Genomic DNA, 15,944 nt, shown 5'->3' with positions numbered 1-15,944 from the left:
TAGGCTTAATCTAATTAAGCTTTGATTTCTGTAACGACACCGGCACCAACTGTACGTCCGCCTTCACGGATTGAGAATTTAGTACCGTTTTCGATAGCGATTGGGTGGATTAATTCAACTTCCATTGTTACGTTGTCGCCAGGCATAACCATTTCAGTTCCTTCTGGTAATTCAACAACACCTGTTACGTCAGTTGTACGGAAGTAGAATTGTGGACGGTAGTTAGTGAAGAATGGAGTATGACGTCCACCTTCTTCTTTAGTCAACACGTATACTTCTGCAGAGAATTTTGTATGAGGTGTGATTGTACCTGGTTTAGCTAAAACTTGTCCACGTTGGATGTCTTCACGTGCAACACCACGTAGTAAAGCACCAATGTTGTCTCCAGCTTCAGCGTAGTCTAATAATTTACGGAACATTTCAACACCAGTAACTGTTGTTTGAGCTGTTTCTTCTGCGATACCAACGATATCTACAACGTCACCAACGCGAACTTGTCCACGTTCAACACGACCTGTAGCAACAGTACCACGACCAGTGATTGAGAATACATCTTCAACTGGCATCATGAATGGTTTGTCGTTGTCACGTTCTGGAGTTGGGATATATTCGTCAACTGCAGCCATTAATTCAAGGATTTTTTCTTCGTATGAAGCGTCGCCTTCTAAAGCTTTCAAAGCTGAACCAGCGATTACAGGAACATCGTCACCAGGGAATTCGTATTCTGTTAATAAGTCACGAACTTCCATTTCAACTAATTCTAGTAATTCTTCGTCATCGACCATATCTACTTTGTTCAAGAATACAACGATGTAAGGAACACCAACTTGACGAGATAATAGGATATGTTCACGAGTTTGAGGCATAGGGCCATCAGCAGCAGAAACTACTAAGATAGCTCCGTCCATTTGTGCAGCACCAGTGATCATGTTTTTAACGTAGTCCGCGTGTCCTGGGCAGTCAACGTGAGCGTAGTGACGAGCGTCAGTTTCGTATTCAACGTGAGCTGTTGAGATTGTGATTCCGCGTTCGCGTTCTTCTGGAGCACCATCGATTTGATCGTAAGCCATAGCTTGGCCGCCGTTTTTCTTAGATAGTACTGTTGTGATTGCTGCTGTTAAAGTTGTTTTACCATGGTCAACGTGTCCGATAGTACCAATGTTAACGTGTGGTTTAGAACGGTCAAATTTTTCTTTTGCCATTTTAAAATGTCCTCCTAAAAATACAATATAATTTTTTTATTTGTCTGATAGGTATGTGGTAACCAGACGGTCACCCACATGCCCATATCATCGATAATTATTTTACACGAAACTATATTAAAAATATAGTCTCTTTGGATAATCCGTTAAACGGACGATCCGGTTTTAAGAAATTATTCAGCTTTTCCGCCGTTTTTCTTAATGATTTCTTCTTGAACTGATTTTGGTACATCTTCGTAGTGGTCAAATGTCATAGTGAAAGTACCACGACCTTGAGTAGCTGAACGAAGAGTTGTAGCATAACCAAACATTTCAGCAAGTGGAACCATCGCACGAACAACTTGTTGTCCGCCAGCGCGTGCTTCCATACCTTCAACGCGACCACGACGTGCAGTAACGTGTCCCATAACATCACCTAAGTAATCTTCAGGGATAACGACTTCAACAGCCATGATTGGTTCAAGGATAACTGGATTAGCTTTCTTAGCTGCTGCACGTAATGCCATAGAAGCAGCAACACGGAAGGCAGTTTCATTTGAATCGACATCATGGTATGAACCATCGTAAAGTTTAGCTTTGATATCAACTAATGGATATCCAGCTAAGACACCATTTTCCATAGCATCTTTCAATCCAGTTTCAACAGCTGGAATGTATTCACGTGGAACAACCCCACCGACGATCGCATTTTCAAATTCAAAGCCTGCGCCTTCTTCGTTTGGTGTAAATTCGATCCATACGTGACCGTATTGACCTTTACCACCAGACTGACGTACAAACTTACCTTCGGCTTGAGTGCCAGAACGGAAAGTTTCACGGTAAGATACTTGAGGAGCACCTACGTTAGCTTCAACTTTGAATTCGCGACGCATACGGTCAACGATGATGTCTAAGTGAAGTTCACCCATACCAGCGATGATTGTTTCGCCTGTTTCAACGTTTGTTTCAGCGCGGAAAGTAGGATCTTCTTCAGATAGTTTTTGCAAAGCGACACCCATTTTATCTTGGTCAGCTTTTGATTTTGGTTCAATAGCGACTTGGATAACTGGTTCTGGGAATTCCATTGATTCAAGAATAACTAGATTCTTTTCATCACATAGTGTGTCCCCAGTAGTTGTATCTTTCAAACCAACTGCTGCTGCGATATCTCCAGCGTAAACTTCAGAGATTTCAGAACGTGAGTTAGCATGCATCTGTAAGATACGACCTACGCGTTCGCGTTTGCCTTTTGTAGCGTTTTGTACGTATGAACCTGATTTCAAGACACCAGAGTACACACGGAAGAAAGTTAAGCGACCTACGAATGGGTCAGTCATAACTTTGAATGCTAAAGCTGAGAAAGGAGCGCTGTCGTCTGCTGGACGTTCAACTTCTTCATCAGTTTTAGGGTCAATCCCTTTGATAGCAGGGATATCTAACGGTGATGGCAAGTAAGCAAGAACTGCGTCCAATAATAATTGAACCCCTTTGTTCTTAAATGCTGAACCACATAATACTGGGTAGAAATCAACGTTAAGAGTTGCACGACGGATTCCTTCTTTTAACTCAGCTTCAGTGATTTCTTCACCTTCTAAGTATTTCAAAGTAAGATCTTCATCAGTTTCAGCTACAGCTTCCACTAATTTTTCGCGCCATTCTTCCGCTAATTCACGGTATTCTTCAGGGATTTCTCTTTCTTCGATTTCAGTCCCTAAATCATTTGTATAGATTTCGGCTTTCATTGTTACAAGGTCGATAATACCTGTAAAGTCATCTTCCGCACCGATTGGTAATTGGATTGGATGAGCATTTGCTTGTAAACGATCATGTAATGTTGATACTGAATATAAGAAATCAGCACCGATTTTATCCATTTTGTTTGCGAATACGATACGAGGTACACCGTAAGTTGTTGCTTGACGCCAAACTGTTTCAGTTTGAGGTTCAACACCTGATTGTGCATCAAGAACTGTTACAGCACCATCAAGTACACGTAATGAACGTTCAACTTCAACTGTGAAGTCTACGTGTCCTGGTGTGTCGATGATGTTGATGCGGTGACCCTTCCATTGTGCTGTTGTAGCAGCAGAAGTGATCGTAATCCCACGTTCTTGTTCTTGTTCCATCCAGTCCATTTGTGAAGCTCCTTCATGAGTTTCACCAATTTTATGGATTTTACCAGTATAGTACAAGATACGTTCAGTAGCAGTCGTTTTACCAGCATCGATGTGGGCCATGATACCAATATTACGAGTGTTGTGTAAAGAAAATTCTCTGGTCATTCTCCTTGTTTCTCCTCTCTTTACTATCTAGTTGCTAAAAATAAGGATACTTTCTGATGGTCGGTATAAAACCGACCACGCAGAGAGGATCTTACCAGCGATAGTGAGCAAACGCACGGTTGGCATCAGCCATTTTATGAGTGTCTTCACGTTTTTTAACAGAAGCACCAGTGTTGTTTGCAGCATCCATGATTTCTTTTGCTAAGCGTTCTTCCATTGTATGTTCACCGCGCAAGCGAGCGTAGTTAACAATCCAACGAAGCGCTAAAGTCACACGACGTTCAGGGCGAACTTCAACTGGTACTTGATAGTTTGAACCCCCAACACGACGAGCTTTAACTTCAAGAACAGGCATGATATTTTTCATTGCTTGTTCAAATACTTCTAGTGGGTCGTTACCTGTAGATTCTTCAACAATCTTAAAGGCGTTATAAATGATATTAGCTGCAACACCGCGTTTTCCGTCAACCATTACACGGTTGATCAAGCGAGTTACTAATTTTGAGTTATAAATAGGATCTGGTAAAACATCACGTTTTGCAACAGGACCTTTACGTGGCATCCGTAACTCCTCCTTCCGAAATAATATTCATAGTAATTGCTCCGCTACTTATTAAGTAGAAGCAAGTTTCATTTGTTTAATAATTAAAATTAAGCTTTAGGTTTTTTAGTACCGTATTTAGAACGGCTTTGTTTACGATCGTTTACACCAGCAGTATCTAGTGCGCCACGAACGATGTGGTAACGTACCCCTGGTAAGTCTTTTACACGTCCACCGCGTAATAGTACCACGCTGTGTTCTTGTAAGTTGTGACCAATCCCTGGGATATAAGCAGTAACTTCAATTAAGTTTGACAAACGAACACGAGCATATTTACGTAAAGCTGAGTTCGGTTTTTTAGGTGTCATAGTACCCACACGAGTTGCTACCCCACGTTTTTGAGGAGAGTTCACGTTTGTTTGAGTTTTCTTAAAGCTGTTATATCCTTTGTTCAAAGCAGGTGAATTTGATTTTTCCACCTTTGATTTACGAGGTTTACGTACTAATTGGTTAATTGTAGGCATTCCTTGTTTCCTCCTTCCCACTATTCGCGTCTAGTTCCACACATCCAGGTGGTTCTTTTTTTGCGATAAAAAATAAATGCAATCTATGCATCTTTATCAAATATGCTTTGATAAACAGTCAGCACGCCTCTTAAATAGAGACCTGTAGATAAAGCACCTTGGTTAGAATATCATGAATAAAAAAGGATGTCAACTAGTGTTGTACTTTTTTTTCAAACCAACAAAATACTCCAAATGTTTGGTATCTTTTTATACGGTTTCCATATAAAATAGCTATGAAAGATCAGACTCAAAAAAAGGTGGAAGCAAAAAATGAATCTAAAACAATTAGCTGGTATCGAAGCTGCAAAATTTGTAAAAGACGGAATGATCGTCGGATTAGGTACAGGCTCAACTGCCTACTATATGGTAGAAGAAATCGGCCGTCGAATGCGTGAAGAAGGATTGAAGATCACTGGTGTAACTACTTCAAATGCAACAAAAGAACAAGCTGAAACACTCGGCATCCCTTTAAAGAGTATTGATGAAGTTACAGAGGTCGATTTGACGATTGACGGCGCGGATGAAATCAGCCAAGATTTCCAAGGAATCAAGGGTGGCGGCGCAGCACTTCTTTTCGAAAAAATCGTAGCAACTTATTCAAAACAAATCATTTGGATCGTTGATGAATCGAAACTGGTGGCTAAACTGGGCAAGTTCCCTCTTCCTGTAGAAGTCATTCCCTACGGTTCACAACAATTGATGCGTATCTTCACTAAAAAAGGCTACAATCCTGTGCTCCGATCAACTGAAACTGGTGAAACTTTAGTCACTGACGGCGGTCATTACATCATTGACCTTCATCTTGATGTCATTGAAGATCCTGAAAGCTTAGCAACATATCTTGACCAACTCGTTGGTGTAGTCGAACATGGACTATTTTTGAATATGGTGACAAAAGTCATCGTCGGTGCCGATGGAGGCGTCACAGTGACCGATACCCCTTTTCAAAAATAGAAATTTTTTTACGATTTCTGTAAAAAAACGACGCGTTTAAACAAACATAAAAAACTATCTTTTTAAAAGACTTTATGCTACATTCTTACTGTCATAGATAGTCAGAAAATCATTGCTAGAAAGGAATCACCATGAAGATTATTGGTTATGCACGCACAACCATAAATGATGTTGATCTAACATCACAGGTTGAACAACTCTCTAATTTTGGTTGTCAAGAAATTTTTCACGAGACATATGAGTCGAAGGATGCCATGTCTGATAACATTTGTTTAGAAAAAGTCATCAAAGAAATGCGCCAAGGTGATACTTTAGTGATCTGCCAGCTGCATCGTTTAGGAAAGTCGACCCGACAATTAACAGAACTAACGCAATTATTCAAAGACCGTGGGTTACACCTTGTCAGTCTTCACGAAGAAATCGATACTCGTGAACCAATGGGAAAAATTTATTTTCAGTTAATGGAAGGCTTAGCTACTATGGAGTGTTCATTGATCAAAGAACGCACTTTAGTAGGCCTCGACGAAGCACGTAAAAAAGGAAAAATTGGCGGACGACCAAAAATCGATCCAAAAACAATCAAAAAAATCCGCAGACTTTACTACGAGAAAAAAGAAACGATTCAATTGATTTCTTCAAAATGTGGCGTATCAGTCGGAACGTGTTATAAATATATCAACCTCCCAGAAAAAGAGATCCAGCAGTTATCTTAACCGATTGTGCCAACTCATTTTGACTGAAATAGAAAAAATGAATCTCTCCACTTAGTGAGGTTGAAGGATTCTCGGACTTAGTGCCGTGATCATACTATGAGCAATGGTTATCCGAGGCAAGAGACTCTGCTCTAAAAAAGAAGTATCAAGAACATGTGAAGATGTTCTGATACTTCTTTTTTATGTAGCGACCTTTTTTTCAGAAAGACTCGTAAACATAGAGAAGATTCGTTCTAACAATGATGCGGTGTACTTATTATTTCCTGTTTACTTCTATAAAATTTCGTTGTTTTTCTTTTATGGTACCCTCGTTTACGAATGGATCTCTCATCAGGTGATTCGAAATGTAAAAAGTGCGTATTACGCTGTTTTTTGTTCTTTTATCTTCTATTGATCCTTTTCTCAAGGAACTAACTTCATTTTTCAATGGAAATCTAGGCAAAAAAATTGTACAATAAAGCAGAACTGAAATTTTCAGAAATAAAACCTATCTTAAAGGAGAGCTAAACATGCCAAAATTAGTTTTTTCTCGTCATGGTCTTAGTGAATGGAATGCATTAAACCAATTTACTGGTTGGGCTGACGTAAACTTAGCACCAGAAGGAATCGAAGAAGCAAAAGAAGGCGGACGCAAAATCAAAGAAGCTGGAATCGAATTTGACGTTGCTTATACTTCTGTTTTAACTCGTGCAATCAAAACATGTAACTTGATTTTAGAATACTCAGATCAATTATGGGTTCCTCAAATCAAATCATGGCGCTTAAACGAACGTCATTATGGTAAGTTACAAGGTTTGAACAAAAAAGAAACAGCTGAAAAATACGGAGATGACCAAGTACACATCTGGCGTCGTTCATACGACACTCTTCCTCCATTAATGGACGAAAGTGACGAAGGTTCTGCTGCAAACGATCGTCGTTATGCAATGTTAGACAAACGCGATATTCCTGGTGGCGAAAACTTAAAAGTTACTTTGGAACGTGCTTTACCATTCTGGCAAGACGAAATCGCTCCAGCTTTACTAGACAACAAAACTGTTTTAGTAGCTGCACACGGTAACTCTCTACGTGCTTTAGCAAAACACATTGAAGGAATCTCTGATGAAGACATCATGGATCTTGAAATCCCAACTGGTCAACCACTTGTTTATGAATTAAACGATGATTTAACAGTTGCTAAAAAATACTACTTATAATCAAAAATTATAGGTCAAAAAACCTTAGGAAATCAACTTACCCGTTGATCCCTAAGGTTTTTTTCTTTTTATTTTGCAATCGCTGTTTCCAAACCAACTTCGATCATTTCATTGAATGTTGTCTGGCGTTCCTCTGCGGATGTTTCTTCTCCAGTAATCAAATGGTCACTGACTGTCATGATCGCCAGTGTTTGAACATGATATTTTGCACCTAAATAATATAAGGCAGCTGCTTCCATCTCAACACCTAAAACACCTAGTTCAGCTAATTTGAATGTTTCAGTCAGATCATCTTTATAAAACGTATCTTCTGAAAGTACGTTGCCAACATGTGTTCTATACCCTTTATCCTTCGCTAGTCCATACGCCTTTAATAGTAGATCGAAATCACTGATTGGCGGGAAATGAAATGCTTGGAAATTCTTTTCGATCATGGAAGAACTAGTAGCTGCTCCTTGTGCCAAAACTAAATCGCGAACATGGACATCTTTTGATAATGCGCCACAAGTCCCTACTCGGATCAATTTCTTCACATCATATGAATGGATCAGTTCATGGGCATAAATCGTTGCAGAAGGCATCCCCATTCCTGTTCCTTGCACAGAAACTCGTTCTCCTTTATACGTACCTGTAAAGCCAAGCATTCCACGAACCTCGTTATAACATACAGGGTTTTCTAAAAATGTTTCAGCGATATACTTTGCCCGTAATGGATCTCCTGGTAGTAGGATCTTATCTGCGATTTCTCCCGGTTTTGCTTCGATATGCACACTCATATTCCTTGCTCCTTTTGTTTTATAGTAACACTAGCACTTCTTTGATCAGTGCTTTAAAAGATTGTTTGACACGTTGTGTAGTTTCTACTACTTCTTCATGATTCAGATTTGCTTGCATTCCTGCTGCAAGATTCGTGATACATGAAATCCCTAATACTTTCAAACCACTGTGTGCCGCTACAATCACTTCCGGAACCGTAGACATACCGACAGCATCTGCCCCCATTGTTCGTGACATCCGGATTTCTGCGGGTGTTTCATAAGTTGGACCAGAATATCCCATATATACGCCTTCTTTTAGATTCAATGCTAAGTTTTCCGCTGCTTTTTGTGCGATTTCACGATAGCTAGCTGTGTACGCATCGCTCATATCCGGGAAGCGCGGACCGATTTCATCATCATTTGGTCCAACCAATGGATTTTGGCCCGTGAAATTGATATGATCGGTAATCACCATTAGATCGCCAGGAGCAAAAGATTCATTCACCCCACCACAAGCATTTGTGACTATCACTGAGTGTGCCTTCAATGCTGCCATGACACGAACGGGATATGTCACTGTCTGCATCGAATGGCCTTCATAAAAATGGAAACGTCCTTGCATCGCTAATACTTTTTTTCCTGATAACGTGCCGTAAACAAGTTGACCTGCATGCCCAACAACTGTTGATGTTGGAAAGAAGGGAATCTGATCGTAAGGAATCGTGATAGCTTCTTCGATTTCCTCTGCTAATTCACCTAATCCTGAACCTAGGATCAAACCAAAATCGATTTCTTTTACTCCTTGTGACTGAATAAATTGCGTCGTTTCTTGTAACATTTCGCTTAATTGGGTCATTTACTTTCTCCTATTTTAAAAATTTTTCTCTATTGATCATTTGTAGAATTCTTCATTTTGTTCAAACAAATGGTCTCCACATTCTCAACAGCTGATTTTTATCATTTAAAGCAAGATGGCTCTTTTACAAAATCCTTTACATGAACTCTTCTTGAATCGAGGTTGGGACAGAAGTGTTTCTTACTTTTGTCCCACGCTCGTTTTTTGATTATTTCAACAGTTTCAAGAAACTTTCGCCATTTTCAGTTGCTGGAACATCGAAGTTCTCTGCGATCGTTGCAGAAATGTCAGAGTAGTATCCTTGAGGCAAGCTGCCTTGTTCCTTCATTTTTTTGCTGTAGACAAGTAATGGAACATATTCCCGTGTATGGTCTGTTCCAGGGAATGTTGGATCGTTTCCGTGGTCAGCCGTGATCATCAGCAAGTCATCTTCTGTCATTGCATCCAATAATTCAGGTATTCGTAAATCAAAATCTTCGATCGCGTGTGCGTACCCTACTACATCACGACGATGACCATACAAGGCATCAAAATCAACTAGGTTCGTAAAACTGATCCCTGTAAAATCTTTTTTCATGACATTTAGCAATTGATCGACACCATCCATGTTGCTCTTCGTGCGAACAAATTCTGTTATCCCTTGACCATTGAAGATATCGTTGATTTTTCCAACAGCAATTACATCTTTGCCTGCATCCTTCAATGAATCTAATACCGTGTGACCAAATGGATCTAGTGCGTAATCATGGCGATTACTTGTCCGTGTGAAGTTGCCTGGTTCGCCGACATAAGGACGAGCAATAATCCGACCGATCATATATGGATCATCTTTCGTGATGTCACGGACAAACTGGCAGATCCTATATAATTCTTCTAAAGGAATGATTTCTTCATGTGCCGCAATTTGCAAAACTGGATCTGCTGAGGTATACACGATCAAATCGCCTGTCTTCATTTGATGTTCGCCGTAATCATCAATAACAGCGGTTCCACTATATGGTTTGTTACAAACGATTTTACGACCGGAGAATTCTTCGATTTGTTTTAGAAGCTCCTCTGGAAATCCATTAGGGAACACACGAAATGGCGTTTTGATATTTAGACCCATGATCTCCCAATGACCTGTCATCGTATCTTTACCAACAGACACTTCTTCTAATTTTGTCGCATACCCCTGATGATCAGCTACAGCTTCTACTCCTTCTAATGGACGAATCGTTCCTAGTCCCAATTGTTCTAAATGAGGAATGGTCAAACCTGCTTCTTTTGCGATGTGGCCTAGTGTATCTGAACCTTTATCACCAAATTTTTCTGCATCGGGTGCTTCTCCGATTCCAACTGAATCCATGACAATCAAATGTACGCGTTTAAACATGAATATTCCTTCTTTCCTTTTATTTTTTAACTATATAAATCAAAAAGGACGAGCCGAAAAATAGTTCCCGTAACCCGCCCTTTTTATGCACTAAAAGTTTATTTTGATTTGATATAATTTTTACCGTTTGCTTTAGGCCCAGATGCTTTTCCTAAGAAAATGACCAAAACGATGATCGTTAATAGATAAGGCGCGATCTGTAATAAAACTGGCGGTATTGAAGAAATCACTGGCAATTGTGCGCCGATGATACTTAAGCTTTGCGCAAAACCGAAGAATAAAGAAGCGGCCATTGCGCCTAGCGGATTCCACTTACCAAAAATCATTGCTGCCATTGAAATGAACCCTTGTCCAACAATTGTTCCGGCAGAAAAATTACCTGAGATAGACTGTGCAAAAACAGCACCGCCCATTCCTCCTAGAAGACCTGAGATCAATACACCTGAATAACGCATCGCATATACATTGATTCCTAGTGTATCTGCGGCTTGAGGATTCTCACCAACCGAACGTAGACGTAGTCCAAACTTGGTTTTAAAGATGATAAACCACGCAAGAACAGCAATCAAGATCGCACAATAAGCTGGTAAAAAGGTATTTTTAAAGAATATCGGTCCAATCACAGGAATATCTGATAGACCTGGGAAGGAGAAATACCCTAAGTTTACGGAGATGTTATCCGTTTGACCTTTACCATACCATGCTTTGATTAAAAATACACCTAATGCGGGAGCCATCAAGTTGATGACCGTACCACTGATAATGTGGTCTGCACGTAAACTAACCGTTGCTACTGCATGCAGCAAGGAGAATAAGACACCGACGACCCCACCGACTAGGATAGCGATCCAAGGCGTCATTGCACCTAATTCAGGGCTCATCGTCAAGTTGAAAACAACCGCACTAAATGCACCCATGACCATGATACCTTCTAAACCTACGTTAACGATCCCACTGCGCTCAGAAAAAGTTCCACCTAAAGAGGTTAAGATCAAAGGCGTTGAATAAACGAGTGTAGATGTAAGGATCAAAGCAATCAATTCGACTGTTGACATTAGAGCTCTCCTCCTTCTTTATTCTGACTTGTTGGGTTCGACTCGACCGTTGCAACGATTGCTGCTTGTTTCTTTCCTTGGAATAGTTTCGCCATGATAAAGCGAATCAAGAAATTGATTCCGACGAAGAAAATAATCAAGGCGATCGAAACATTCACGATCTCAAATGGCACTCCTGCACCTGTCTGCATTCCCAGTCCACCGATCTTCAAGATACTGAACAAGATCGCTGAAAGAAGGATTCCAATTGCTGATCCAGAACCTAATAGCGAAACCGCCATCCCATCAAACCCGATGGATAGTGAAGTGGTTTGAACGAAGAAGTTTTGGTATGTTCCTAGTCCTTCAACTACTCCGCCTAGCCCTGCTAAAGCGCCTGAAATCACCATAGATAAAACAATCGTACGCTTGCTGCTCATCCCTGCATACTCCGAAGCAAAAGGATTCAATCCGACCGAACGCACTTCAAATCCTAGCGTTGTCTTCTTCATAAGCAACCAAACGAGGAACAAAGCAATAAGTGCTAAAAACAATCCTGCATTTACACGGGAACCACCGAACATTTGAGTAAGCCAAGGCACTCTCAATGAGGCATTTTGTCCAACTAAGTTTGATGAATCCAAACTAGAACGGTAGCTTTCCGGCATCACGTCATGTAAGGCGAATGTACTAAGATAAAGTAAAATATAGTTCATCATGATCGTTACAATTACTTCACTTGTTCCGAAAAAGGCACGTAGCAAACCAGGAATAGCTGCTGCCATTGCTCCTGCTAAGGCTCCTAAGATCACACAAAGCGGCAATAAAACCACTTTTGGCAGATCAGGAAATGCCAATGCTACCCAGACACTAACGATCCAACCGCAAAGCGCTTGTCCTGAAAGCCCGATATTAAAGAAGCCCGCAGAGTTAGCTACCGAGAAACCTAACGCTGTAAAAATCAATGGCGTTGCTTGTCTTAATGTCTCTCCGATACTTCGTTGTGAACCAAGTGAAGCATTCAACATCGAAGAATAACCTTGAATTGGTTTAAATCCAAAAGCAGCCATCAAAATAGCGCCTAAGATCAATCCTAAAATTACTGAAAATACCGGTACTAGCAGATTACGAAACTTCTCACTGCGATCATTCATGTGCGCCACCAACCTTTTCTAACTCTCTTCTTGCTTCTTCCAAAGAATAGCCCGCCATAAGTAATCCTAGTTCATTTTCAGATGTTTCTTTTGGATCGACGATACCGACGATTTTCCCTTCATGGATCACGGCGATTCGATCCGACACATTCAAGATTTCTTCCAACTCAAAACTAATCAATAAAACAGCTTTGAATTTATCTCTTTGTTCAATCAAACGTTTATGAATAAATTCAATGGCTCCTACATCTAGCCCTCGAGTAGGATTCGCAACAATCAGCAAATCTGGATCACGATCTACTTCACGTGCAATGATCGCTTTTTGCTGATTTCCACCTGAGAGTGCTTTTGCCAGTACGACTTCATTTGTTGTCCGTACATCGTACTCTTCGATCAAGTCGCGTGCATGCTCGTTGATGACCGAGTAATTCAGTAACCCATTCTTACTATATGGTTTTTGATAATACGTTTGTAAAGTGATATTTTCAGCTAAAGTCATATCTAGTACCAGTCCATATTTATGTCTATCTTCAGGCACATGACCTACGCCAGACTCTGTGATTTTACGCGGTTTCTTATTGGTGATATCGTCACCCTTCAAGCGGATTGTGCCGCTTTCTGCTTTTCGCAAGCCTGTTAATGCTTGGATCAACTCAGATTGACCATTCCCGTCGATACCCGCAATCCCTAGTACTTCACCAGCCCGTACTTCTAAGCTAAGATCCTTGACTGCATCTAGTCCTCGATTTTCTTTGACTACAAGATTTTCAATGGACAATACTACTTCTTGGGGACGTGCTTCTTTCTTCATTGTTTTAAATGAAACCGTACGTCCAACCATCATATCTGCTAATTGTTGAGAAGAGACATCTTTCACATTGACTGTACCGATCCCTTGTCCACGTCTGATAACAGTACAACGGTCAGCTACAGCTTTGATTTCGTCTAATTTGTGCGTAATCAAAATGATGGATTTGCCTTCCTTCACTAACTCTTTCATGATAAGAATCAATTCATCAATTTCTTGAGGAGTCAATACAGCGGTTGGTTCATCAAAGATCAATACATCTGCTCCACGATAAAGTGTTTTTAAAATTTCGACCCGCTGCTCCATCCCTACAGAGATATCACGAACATAGGCATCTGGATTAACCGACAACCCATATTGCTCTGAAAGTTTTTTGATTTCTTCACGAGCTTTGCGGCGATTAAGCACCCCTGCTCGGCTAGGTTCGCTACCCAAAACAATATTTTCTGTAACCGTAAAAGCATCCACTAACATAAAATGCTGATGGACCATTCCGATACCTAGCTGATTAGCTTTTGTTGGGCTTGTAATCTTCACTTCTTTCCCATGCATCAGGATCTCACCTGAAGTCGGTTCTAAAAGACCCGATAGTACATTCATCAATGTTGATTTCCCGGCACCATTTTCTCCAAGCAAAGCGTGGATCTCACCAGCTCTCACTTGTAAATTGATGTTGTCATTTGCTTTGAATGTACCAAATTGTTTGGTGATATTCCGCATTTCTATGACAATATTTTCTTGAACCACATTTTTCACATCCTAACGATTTCTGTCTAGGCAACGATTAACAAAGATTTCTATTTCTATATAAATCTTAAAATGAAGCAAAATACTTCAGGGGATTGTTCCCTTATCAAGAGGTTGTGAAAAGGCCGCTTTACTCCGATAATAATAAGAAAGAATTTTTTAAAATAGCTTTTCATATTTTTAAAAATTCAGGCTTATTTCAAGGAGTTGGCCTTTGAACACCGTTTAATAGAGGTTGTGAAAGAAGCGCTTTGTCCTGAGCAATAAAGATGAAAAACTCGAAATAGCTTCTCATATTTTGAGTTTTTTGGATTTATTGCCAAAGGACAGCTTCTTGAACACCGTTTAATAGAGGTTGTGAAAAGGTCGCTTTGCTCCAATGACAAGTCGTCAAAAACAACCCACTTCTTACAACACCTTGATAAAGAAACAATAGATCAAAATATATTTATTCATAGAATATGGGACAAAAGTAAGTAATACTTTTGCCTCACACTCTATGAATAAATGGCGGGAACAAAAGCACCACCTTCGAAAAATAATCTGAAAATCCACAAAGATGTGAAAAACAATTCCCGTGAATCCCTTCTTATTTTTCGGAGTGAAACACTTCTGTCCCGACCTCTATCGAATAAAACTTAATTAGCTTTTAGGAGTTTCTGGTACTTTGATATCTCCTGAAATGATTTTTTCTTTTGCTTCATCAATTGCTTTTTTCGCTTCATCTGAAAGTTGACCTTCAGTGATACCCACACCGTCTTCTTTCAATCCATAAACTGTGTGTTTGCCACCAGGGAATTTACCGTCAGCTGATTTTTGTGCTAAGTCTTCTACAACAGTTCCCACACCTTTAAGTGTAGATGTCAATGTGAAGTTTTTCTTTTCGCCATTTAAAGTGTAGTCGCCTTCGTCAGATTGGTCACGGTCAACACCGATTACCCAAACTTTTTTGTCGCCAGATTCATTCAATGATTTAGCTTCTTGGAATACACCGTTACCAGTACCACCTGAAGCATGGAAAATGATATCCGCATTTTGAGCGTACATACCTTGTGCAATTGAACGACCTTTATCTGGTGCTGAGAAGTCACCTGCATATTGGTTCAAGACTTTTACATCTTTATTCAAAGCTTTCGCTCCTGCATCAACACCGGCTTTAAATCCAGCATCAAAACGGTCGATTACTTCACCTTTTACCCCGCCGATAAATCCAACAGTATTTGTTTCAGTTGTGTATGCTGCTGCAATCCCTGCAAGATAAGAAGCTTCGTTATCTTTAAATGTTGCTGACACGACATTGTCTTTTCCTTCGATTACGTCATCGATAATCGCAAAGTTTGTTTCAGGATTAGAACCAGCTTGTTCTTCGATTGCAGGTTTCAATTTATAACCAATCCCAAAAATTGTTTTAAATCCGGCATTCAAGGCTTGGTCGATGTTTGGAATATAATCTGATTCATTTGATGATTGGAAGTATTGGAATCCATCATTTCCGCGTGAAAGATCATGGTCTTTCCCCCAAGCTTCTAGTCCTTCCCAAGCTGACTGGTTGAATGAACGGTCATCGACACCACCTGTGTCTGTGATCAATGCTGCAGTTGTTGTTTTTGAAGAGCTGCCTCCACCAGTGGAATCAGTAGAGTCTGAATCGCCGCCGTTGCCACATGCGCCCAATAATAACCCAGCAGATAACGCTACAGCACCTAAACCAAATAATTTTGCTTTTTTCATTTCTGTAAAGCCCCCTAAAATAATTGTTTTATTTTTCAACAGTCAGCT

The 15,944-nt window shown here is 40.2% G+C and carries 14 protein-coding genes; 3 read left to right on the top strand and 11 right to left on the bottom strand.

Going from position 1 to position 15,944, the window contains the following annotated elements; genetic code table 11:
* Positions 1–14 precede the first annotated feature (14 nt).
* The 4 genes from tuf to rpsL form a co-directional block, all read right to left on the bottom strand.
* Positions 15–1,202: an elongation factor Tu gene (tuf, locus tag CJZ72_RS05315; RefSeq protein WP_005880819.1), complete on the bottom strand. Its 1,188-nt coding sequence runs from the start codon at positions 1,200–1,202 to the stop codon at positions 15–17.
* Positions 1,203–1,375: 173 nt separating this feature from the next.
* Positions 1,376–3,463, bottom strand: coding sequence for an elongation factor G (gene fusA, locus CJZ72_RS05310; RefSeq protein WP_005880821.1), 2,088 nt, complete (start codon positions 3,461–3,463; stop codon positions 1,376–1,378).
* Positions 3,464–3,554: 91 nt separating this feature from the next.
* Positions 3,555–4,025 carry a 30S ribosomal protein S7 gene (rpsG, locus tag CJZ72_RS05305; protein ID WP_005880823.1) on the bottom strand — a complete coding sequence of 157 codons (471 nt, stop codon included), beginning with the start codon at positions 4,023–4,025 and terminating at the stop codon, positions 3,555–3,557.
* 89 nt (positions 4,026–4,114) lie between these two features.
* Complete coding sequence (gene rpsL / locus CJZ72_RS05300) at positions 4,115–4,528, bottom strand: 30S ribosomal protein S12 (RefSeq protein WP_002294318.1); 414 nt, start codon at positions 4,526–4,528, stop codon at positions 4,115–4,117.
* Positions 4,529–4,840: 312 nt separating this feature from the next.
* On the opposite strand from rpsL, the gene rpiA reads away from it, so the two are divergent.
* The 3 genes from rpiA to gpmA all read left to right on the top strand — a co-directional run bounded on the left by rpiA (position 4,841) and on the right by gpmA (position 7,433).
* A complete protein-coding gene (gene rpiA, locus CJZ72_RS05295) occupies positions 4,841–5,524 on the top strand; it encodes a ribose-5-phosphate isomerase RpiA (RefSeq protein WP_095443673.1) in 684 nt (227 codons plus the stop codon).
* A 131-nt stretch (positions 5,525–5,655) separates the two neighbouring features.
* Entirely contained in the window at positions 5,656–6,237 is a 582-nt protein-coding gene (locus CJZ72_RS05290) for a recombinase family protein (RefSeq protein WP_005880827.1), read from the top strand.
* Between the two features lie 509 nt (positions 6,238–6,746).
* Positions 6,747–7,433, top strand: coding sequence for a 2,3-diphosphoglycerate-dependent phosphoglycerate mutase (gpmA, locus tag CJZ72_RS05285; protein WP_081133709.1), 687 nt, complete (start codon positions 6,747–6,749; stop codon positions 7,431–7,433).
* Positions 7,434–7,501: 68 nt separating this feature from the next.
* Here the strand turns inward: gpmA and deoD are convergent, their stop codons facing one another.
* From deoD to CJZ72_RS05250, 7 genes are all read right to left on the bottom strand, one after another.
* Positions 7,502–8,209 carry a purine-nucleoside phosphorylase gene (gene deoD / locus CJZ72_RS05280; protein ID WP_005880831.1) on the bottom strand — a complete coding sequence of 236 codons (708 nt, stop codon included), beginning with the start codon at positions 8,207–8,209 and terminating at the stop codon, positions 7,502–7,504.
* Positions 8,210–8,228: 19 nt separating this feature from the next.
* Positions 8,229–9,047, bottom strand: coding sequence for a purine-nucleoside phosphorylase (locus CJZ72_RS05275; RefSeq protein ID WP_081133708.1), 819 nt, complete (start codon positions 9,045–9,047; stop codon positions 8,229–8,231).
* Positions 9,048–9,255: 208 nt separating this feature from the next.
* Complete coding sequence (gene deoB / locus CJZ72_RS05270; RefSeq protein ID WP_005880835.1) at positions 9,256–10,422, bottom strand: phosphopentomutase; 1,167 nt, start codon at positions 10,420–10,422, stop codon at positions 9,256–9,258.
* A gap of 98 nt (positions 10,423–10,520) precedes the next feature.
* Positions 10,521–11,477 carry an ABC transporter permease gene (locus CJZ72_RS05265; protein WP_005880836.1) on the bottom strand — a complete coding sequence of 319 codons (957 nt, stop codon included), beginning with the start codon at positions 11,475–11,477 and terminating at the stop codon, positions 10,521–10,523.
* Complete coding sequence (locus CJZ72_RS05260) at positions 11,477–12,610, bottom strand: ABC transporter permease (protein ID WP_005880838.1); 1,134 nt, start codon at positions 12,608–12,610, stop codon at positions 11,477–11,479. The genes CJZ72_RS05265 and CJZ72_RS05260 overlap by 1 nt, the downstream gene beginning before the upstream one ends.
* Positions 12,603–14,165, bottom strand: a complete 1,563-nt coding sequence (locus tag CJZ72_RS05255) for an ABC transporter ATP-binding protein (RefSeq protein ID WP_081133707.1) — start codon at positions 14,163–14,165, stop codon at positions 12,603–12,605. The genes CJZ72_RS05260 and CJZ72_RS05255 overlap by 8 nt, the downstream gene beginning before the upstream one ends.
* 642 nt (positions 14,166–14,807) lie before the next feature.
* Complete coding sequence (locus CJZ72_RS05250; RefSeq protein ID WP_005880842.1) at positions 14,808–15,896, bottom strand: BMP family lipoprotein; 1,089 nt, start codon at positions 15,894–15,896, stop codon at positions 14,808–14,810.
* Positions 15,897–15,944 lie beyond the last annotated feature (48 nt).

The organism is Enterococcus durans (assembly GCF_002277935.1).
Classification (GTDB): Bacteria; Bacillota; Bacilli; order Lactobacillales; family Enterococcaceae; genus Enterococcus_B; species Enterococcus_B durans.
The sequence above is the reverse complement of the archived record's forward strand: the minus strand, read 5'-3'. Positions and strand labels throughout refer to the sequence as shown.

Coding starts and splice junctions, on each gene's coding strand:
- tuf (WP_005880819.1), bottom strand. CDS start 1,202: ATGGCAAAAGAAAAATTTGACCGTTCTAAACCACACGTTAACATTGGT.
- fusA (WP_005880821.1), bottom strand. CDS start 3,463: ATGACCAGAGAATTTTCTTTACACAACACTCGTAATATTGGTATCATG.
- rpsG (WP_005880823.1), bottom strand. CDS start 4,025: ATGCCACGTAAAGGTCCTGTTGCAAAACGTGATGTTTTACCAGATCCT.
- rpsL (WP_002294318.1), bottom strand. CDS start 4,528: ATGCCTACAATTAACCAATTAGTACGTAAACCTCGTAAATCAAAGGTG.
- rpiA (WP_095443673.1), top strand. CDS start 4,841: ATGAATCTAAAACAATTAGCTGGTATCGAAGCTGCAAAATTTGTAAAA.
- CJZ72_RS05290 (WP_005880827.1), top strand. CDS start 5,656: ATGAAGATTATTGGTTATGCACGCACAACCATAAATGATGTTGATCTA.
- gpmA (WP_081133709.1), top strand. CDS start 6,747: ATGCCAAAATTAGTTTTTTCTCGTCATGGTCTTAGTGAATGGAATGCA.
- deoD (WP_005880831.1), bottom strand. CDS start 8,209: ATGAGTGTGCATATCGAAGCAAAACCGGGAGAAATCGCAGATAAGATC.
- CJZ72_RS05275 (WP_081133708.1), bottom strand. CDS start 9,047: ATGACCCAATTAAGCGAAATGTTACAAGAAACGACGCAATTTATTCAG.
- deoB (WP_005880835.1), bottom strand. CDS start 10,422: ATGTTTAAACGCGTACATTTGATTGTCATGGATTCAGTTGGAATCGGA.
- CJZ72_RS05265 (WP_005880836.1), bottom strand. CDS start 11,477: ATGTCAACAGTCGAATTGATTGCTTTGATCCTTACATCTACACTCGTT.
- CJZ72_RS05260 (WP_005880838.1), bottom strand. CDS start 12,610: ATGAATGATCGCAGTGAGAAGTTTCGTAATCTGCTAGTACCGGTATTT.
- CJZ72_RS05250 (WP_005880842.1), bottom strand. CDS start 15,896: ATGAAAAAAGCAAAATTATTTGGTTTAGGTGCTGTAGCGTTATCTGCT.